Here is a 5,353-nt window from a genome sequence, read left to right as displayed (position 1 = left end):
GTGAGTACGGCGCGGAGAAGATCTACGCGGCCGAGAGCGAGGAGATCGACGGCTACCTGGTGGCCCCGAAGGCGACCGTGGTGGCCGAGCTGGTCTCGCGCGTGCAGCCGGCCGCGGTGCTGTTGGCGTCGTCGCAGGAGGGCAAGGAGATCGCCGCCCGGCTGGCGGTGAAGTTGGACAACGGCATCCTGACCGACGTGGTCGGCCTGGCCGCTGACGGCACGGCCACGCAGGTGGCGTTCGCCGGTTCCACGATCGTCAAGTCGAAGGTCACCCGCGGTCTGCCGCTGGTGACGGTCCGGCCGAACTCGGTGAACCCGGCCCCGGCGGCGGCCACTCCGGCGGTCGAGCAGCTCACCGTCGCGGTGACGGACACCGACAAGCTGGCCAAGGTCGTCGACCGGGTGGCCGAGCAGAAGGGCTCGCGTCCGGAGCTGACCGAGGCCGGTGTGGTGGTCTCCGGTGGTCGTGGTGTGGGTAACGCCGACAACTTCAAGCTGGTCGAGGAGCTGGCCGACCTGCTCGGCGGCGCCGTGGGGGCGTCGCGCGCGGCTGTCGACTCCGGCTACTACCCGCACCAGTTCCAGGTGGGCCAGACCGGCAAGACGGTGTCCCCGCAGCTCTACGTGGCGCTCGGTATCTCGGGTGCGATTCAGCACCGGGCCGGTATGCAGACGTCGAAGACGATCGTCGCGGTCAACAAGGACGGCGAGGCGCCGATCTTCGAGCTGGCCGACTTCGGTGTGGTGGGCGACCTGTTCAAGATCGTCCCGCAGGCCGCGGACGAGATCCGCAAGCGCAAGTGAGCTGACGTCCGTCCGAGTGAGGGCCGGGAACCGTGGCGACGGTTTCCGGCCCTCGCCGTTTCTCCGGCCGCCGGAACGAGCCGCCGCAAGCTGGCCCCAGACGCGACTGGCGGCCAGAGGATGGGCACCGAACCATCGGGGGCTGAGCCCGCGGGAACCGCCGGCCGGGGCCGGCGATGGGAGCTGATCGGCGGGCCGGGGAGCTGAGCCGGCCCGCCGATCAGCCCGTCAGGGTGCCCCTCACCAGGCTCTTGCCGGAGTGGGCGGTGTTGTTGTCGTACGTCTCGGCGGAGACGTCGACAACCGAGTATGCCTCAAGGTCCACGTTCGGCGGCAACGGCAGCAACTCGTCCGTCGCGTCGCCGAGCACGCCGACCGAGAACATCTTCATGGTCCGCGGGTCGATGAGCCACACCTCGTAGTACCCCGGGACGTCCGGGAGATTCGCCAGGTGCAGGTGCAGCCGGCCGTCGTCGAAGACCCGGGCCTTGCCGTTGGCGTCCGGCGGCGTCTCCCCGTACGCCTTCAGCGGCGCGCTGGCCAGCACCACCCGCTGCGGGGCGGGCTCCGGCGTCGACCCGGTCGCGTCGAGCACGGCGACGGTGCCGACGACCCCGATCGCGGCGGCGGCCACCGCCGTCGCGGCGGTCACGGCCCAGCGCGACCAGCGCCCACGCCTCGGCGCGAGGAGCACCCCGCCCGACCGGTCGGACGGCCGTTCGCCCGAGGGGCGCTCGTCGGGCGACCGCTCGGCGCGCGGCCCGGGCAGCGCCGGGAGGGTCTGCGCCGCGCGGATCTCCGTGACGATGCCCTGCCAGACGTGCTCCGGCGGATCGGGCAGGTCGTGCAGGCCCTGGGCGTCGGCGCCGAGGCCGGCCACGTGCTGGAGGGTCTCCATCTCGGCCCGGCAGTGCGCGCAGGTGTCGAGGTGGGTGTTCTCTCCGGCGTCCGCCTCGGTCTCACCGAGCGCCAGGAAGACCAGCCGGTCGTGGTCCAGGTGCGGCACCGTCCACCTCCCATCTGCGTTTCAAGCTCGCCATGCCGCGCCGGATGTGACTCTTGACCGTGCCGAGCGGCACCCCGGTCACCGTCGCGATCTGCTGGTGGGTCAGGTCGTCGAAGAACGCCAACTCCAGCATCCGCCGCTGGTCGTCGGGCAGTCGGGCCAGCTCGTCGGCGACCACCAGCCGGTCGACCACCGTGTCCGGATCCGGGCCGGTCGGCGCCGACTCCGGCAGCTGCCGGACCGTATCGACCACCCGGGTCTCCCGCGCGGAGGCTCGCAGCCGGTCGACCACCTTGCGGCGGCCGATGCCGAGCAGCCAGCCGACCAGCGAACCCTTGGCCGGGTCGAAGGTCTCCCGCCCCAGCCAGGCGGCGACGAAGGTGGTCTGGGTCACGTCCTCCGCGTCGCTGCGGTTGGCCAGCGTGCTGGTGGCCAGGTGCAGGACCGCCCGGCCGTACCGGTCGTACGCCTCCCGCAGTGCCCGTTCGTCGCCCGCACGGAAGCGGGCGGCGAGGTCGTCCTCGGGTGGGTACGGCTCCTGCCGTGCCGCTGTCACAGGGCGGCTCGCCTTCCAGGGGGCATGCCCGACTGTAGCTCCCACAGCCATCGCCCCCACCTCCGGTCGGTCTGGTCTCAGCAGCTCTTCGCTCCGCGGGCGGCTCTCGGATGCGGCTCCGCCGGACGAAAAGAAGTTGCCTCCGGTCGCATCCGGCGGCGGTGGACCGGGCGTAACTCGTTTTGCACACCAGGCCTGACGAACCAGCACCAATCATCAGGAGGCAGACATGCAGCTCTCGTACTTCCGTCGGGTCGCCGCGGGCGGCGCGGTCGCCGCGCTGACGTTCGCCGGAGCCGGCGCCCTCACCGCCACCCCGGCGTACGCCGCCACGTCCAAGGTCTCCGTCGTGCACGGCATCCCGGACACCCCGGTCGACGTGTACGTCAACGGCGAGAAGACGCTGGACAACTTCAAGCCCGGCGACGTGGCCGGCCCGCTGAACCTCGAGGAGGGCGCGTACGACATCGCCCTCACCAAGCCCGGCGAGCCGATCGCCCAGGCCATCCTCAGCGTCGACGACGCCGCGGTGCCGGGCGGCGCCAACATCAGCCTCGCCGCCCACCTCGACGCCGCCGGCAAGCCGAAGATCACGCCGTTCGTCAACGACACCGGCAAGGTGGCCGCCGGCAAGGCCCGGCTGATCGTCCGGCACACCGCCGCCGCCCCGGCGGTGGACGTGCGCGCCGGCGGCACCCCCGTCTTCGAGGACCTCACCAACCCGAACGAGGCCAAGGGCGACGTCGACGCGGGCGCCGTCAAGGCGGACGTGGTGCTCGCCGGCACCGACACCGTGGCGATCGGGCCGGCGGACCTCGACCTCAAGGAGGGCACCGCGACGATCGTGTACGCCATCGGCTCGGCCGAGGCGAAGAACCTCGGCGTCGTGGCGCAGACCATCACCGGCCTGCACTCGGCCCCGGCCGGCGTGCCCAGCGGCGACGGCGGCCGGGCCGGCACCGGCGTGGACACCTGGTGGTACGTGCTGACCGGCGCCGGCGTGCTGCTCCTGGTCGGCGGCGGGGCGCGGGTGGCCACCGCCCGGACCGGTCGCCGGTGACGGTGCGCCACCGCGGGGCGCTGGCGGCCGTGGCCGCCGGCGTCGCCGCGCTCACCGTCGCGGCCGTGGTCGCCTGCGGCTCCCGGCCGGCCGGGGACGTCGGCGCGACCGAGGCCGCCGACCTGGCCGGCGCCACTGCGAGCCCGCCGGCCGCCGGCCCGTCGGTGCCGGTCACCCGGGGCGGGCTGCCCGGCGGTACGCGGACCGTCCCGCCCGTACGGCTGGTCATCCCCGCCATCGACGTCACCGCCACGGTCGACGCGGTGGGCGTCAACGGCGCGACCGGCGAGTTCGAGGTGCCGCCCAGCGTGGACCGGATCGGCTGGTACCGCCACGGCCCCGGGCTGGAGGCGCAGGCCGGGTCGGTGGTCGTCGCCGGGCACGTGGACAGCGCCACCCAGGGCGAGGGCGCCTTCTTCCGGCTCCGCGAGCTGGACCGCGGCGACACCCTCACCGCCGCCGGCGGCGACGGCGTCCGCAGGGAGTACCGGGTCGTCGCCCGGGAGGAGTACCGGAAGACGAAGATCCCCCTCGACCGCTACTTCGCCCGGGACGGCAAGCCCCGGCTGACCCTGATCACCTGCGGCGGGCCGTTCGACGCCGAGGCACGCCGGTACCGCGACAACATCGTGGTCACCGCCGTGCCGGCCTGACCGGATCGCCGGTTCCACGCGGGCGCGGGCCGGGACGGGAGCGCACGCCTCCCGCCCCGGCCCCGCACGGCCTACTCCGGCCTCCGCCGGGTCCGGCTGCGGTCGTAGGCTGAACCGTGATGGCTTACCTGGATCACGCGGCGACCACTCCGATGCTCGACGAGGCACTGGAGGCGTACGTCGCCACCGCCCGCGAGGTCGGCAACGCGTCCTCACTGCACGCGGCGGGCCGCCGCGCCCGGCGACGGGTGGAGGAGTCGCGGGAGCGGGTGGCCGCCGCGCTGGGCGCCCGGCCCTCCGAGGTCGTCTTCACCGGCGGCGGGACCGAGAGCGACAACCTCGCGGTGAAGGGCATCTTCTGGGCCCGCCGGTCCGCCGACCCCCGGCGGGACCGGGTGGTCTCCAGCGCCGTCGAGCACCACGCCGTGCTCGACGTGGTGGACTGGCTCGTCGACCACGAGGGGGCCGGCGTGGGCTGGCTCTCCGTCGACGCCGCCGGCCGGCTCAGCCCCGACGAACTGCGCGCCGAGCTGGCCGCCCACGGCGACAGGGTCGCGGTGGTGACCGCGATGTGGGCCAACAACGAGGTCGGCACCGTGCAGCCGGTCGCCGAGCTGGCCGCGGTCGCCGCCGAGCACGGGGTGCCGTTCCACACCGACGCGATCCAGGCGGTCGGGCAGGTGCCTGTCGACTTCTCCGCCGCCGGGATCGCCGCGCTGACCGTCACCGGGCACAAGCTCGGCGGTCCCGCCGGGGTCGGCGCCCTGCTGCTCGCCCGCGACGTGTCGGCCACCCCGCTGCTGCACGGCGGCGGCCAGGAGCGCGACGTGCGCTCCGGCACCCTCGACACCGCCGGCATCGTGGCCTTCGCGGTCGCGGTGGAGTCGGCGGTCAAGGGCCAGCAGGAGTACGCGACCCGCGTCGCCGCGCTCCGCGACGACCTGGTGGAGCGGGTCCGGCACGCGGTGCCCGAGGTCGTCTTCAACGGCGACCCGACCGACCGGCTGCCGGGCAACGCGCACTTCTCCTTCCCGGGCTGCGAGGGCGACGCCCTGCTGCTCCTGCTGGACGCGCAGGGCATCGCCTGTTCGACCGGCTCCGCCTGCTCCGCCGGGGTGGCCCAGCCCTCACACGTGCTGCTCGCCATGGGCGCCGACGACGACCGCGCCCGCTCCTCGCTGCGCTTCACCCTCGGCCACACCAGCACCCCCGCCGACGTCGACGCCCTCATCGCCGCCCTCCCGCCGGCGCGCGACACCATGTCGCTGCAAC

Annotated in this window: 6 protein-coding genes; 4 read left to right on the top strand and 2 right to left on the bottom strand. The window is 74.1% G+C overall.

Annotated elements, in window-relative coordinates:
* Positions 1-806 (top strand): electron transfer flavoprotein subunit alpha/FixB family protein (locus F6X68_RS30355; protein ID WP_151457465.1); only part of this gene is annotated, 806 nt, incomplete at its 5' end.
* A 220-nt stretch (positions 807-1,026) separates the two neighbouring features.
* Here the strand turns inward: F6X68_RS30355 and F6X68_RS30350 are convergent.
* Positions 1,027-1,812, bottom strand: coding sequence for an anti-sigma factor (locus tag F6X68_RS30350; RefSeq protein WP_151457464.1), 786 nt, complete (start codon positions 1,810-1,812; stop codon positions 1,027-1,029).
* On the bottom strand, positions 1,766-2,368 hold the full coding sequence (locus tag F6X68_RS30345) for an RNA polymerase sigma factor (RefSeq protein WP_151457463.1): 603 nt from the start codon (positions 2,366-2,368) through the stop codon (positions 1,766-1,768). The genes F6X68_RS30350 and F6X68_RS30345 overlap by 47 nt, the downstream gene beginning before the upstream one ends.
* 229 nt (positions 2,369-2,597) lie before the next feature.
* On the opposite strand from F6X68_RS30345, the gene F6X68_RS30340 reads away from it, so the two are divergent.
* From F6X68_RS30340 to F6X68_RS30330, 3 genes are all read left to right on the top strand, one after another.
* Complete coding sequence (locus F6X68_RS30340; RefSeq protein WP_151457462.1) at positions 2,598-3,428, top strand: DUF4397 domain-containing protein; 831 nt, start codon at positions 2,598-2,600, stop codon at positions 3,426-3,428.
* A complete protein-coding gene (locus F6X68_RS30335; RefSeq protein WP_151457461.1) occupies positions 3,425-4,081 on the top strand; it encodes a class F sortase in 657 nt (218 codons plus the stop codon). Before F6X68_RS30340 ends, F6X68_RS30335 begins: the two co-directional genes overlap by 4 nt.
* A 119-nt stretch (positions 4,082-4,200) precedes the next feature.
* Positions 4,201-5,353: cysteine desulfurase family protein (locus tag F6X68_RS30330; RefSeq protein WP_151457460.1), on the top strand; the 1,153-nt coding region annotated here is incomplete at its 3' end.

It is taken from the genome of Micromonospora sp. AMSO12t, from assembly GCF_008806585.1.
Taxonomy (GTDB): Bacteria; Actinomycetota; Actinomycetes; order Mycobacteriales; family Micromonosporaceae; genus Micromonospora; species Micromonospora reichwaldensis.
Note: the sequence above shows the minus strand (reverse complement) of the source record. Positions and strands in the feature narration are given on the sequence as shown.

Coding starts and splice junctions, on each gene's coding strand:
- F6X68_RS30340 (WP_151457462.1), top strand. CDS start 2,598: ATGCAGCTCTCGTACTTCCGTCGGGTCGCCGCGGGCGGCGCGGTCGCC.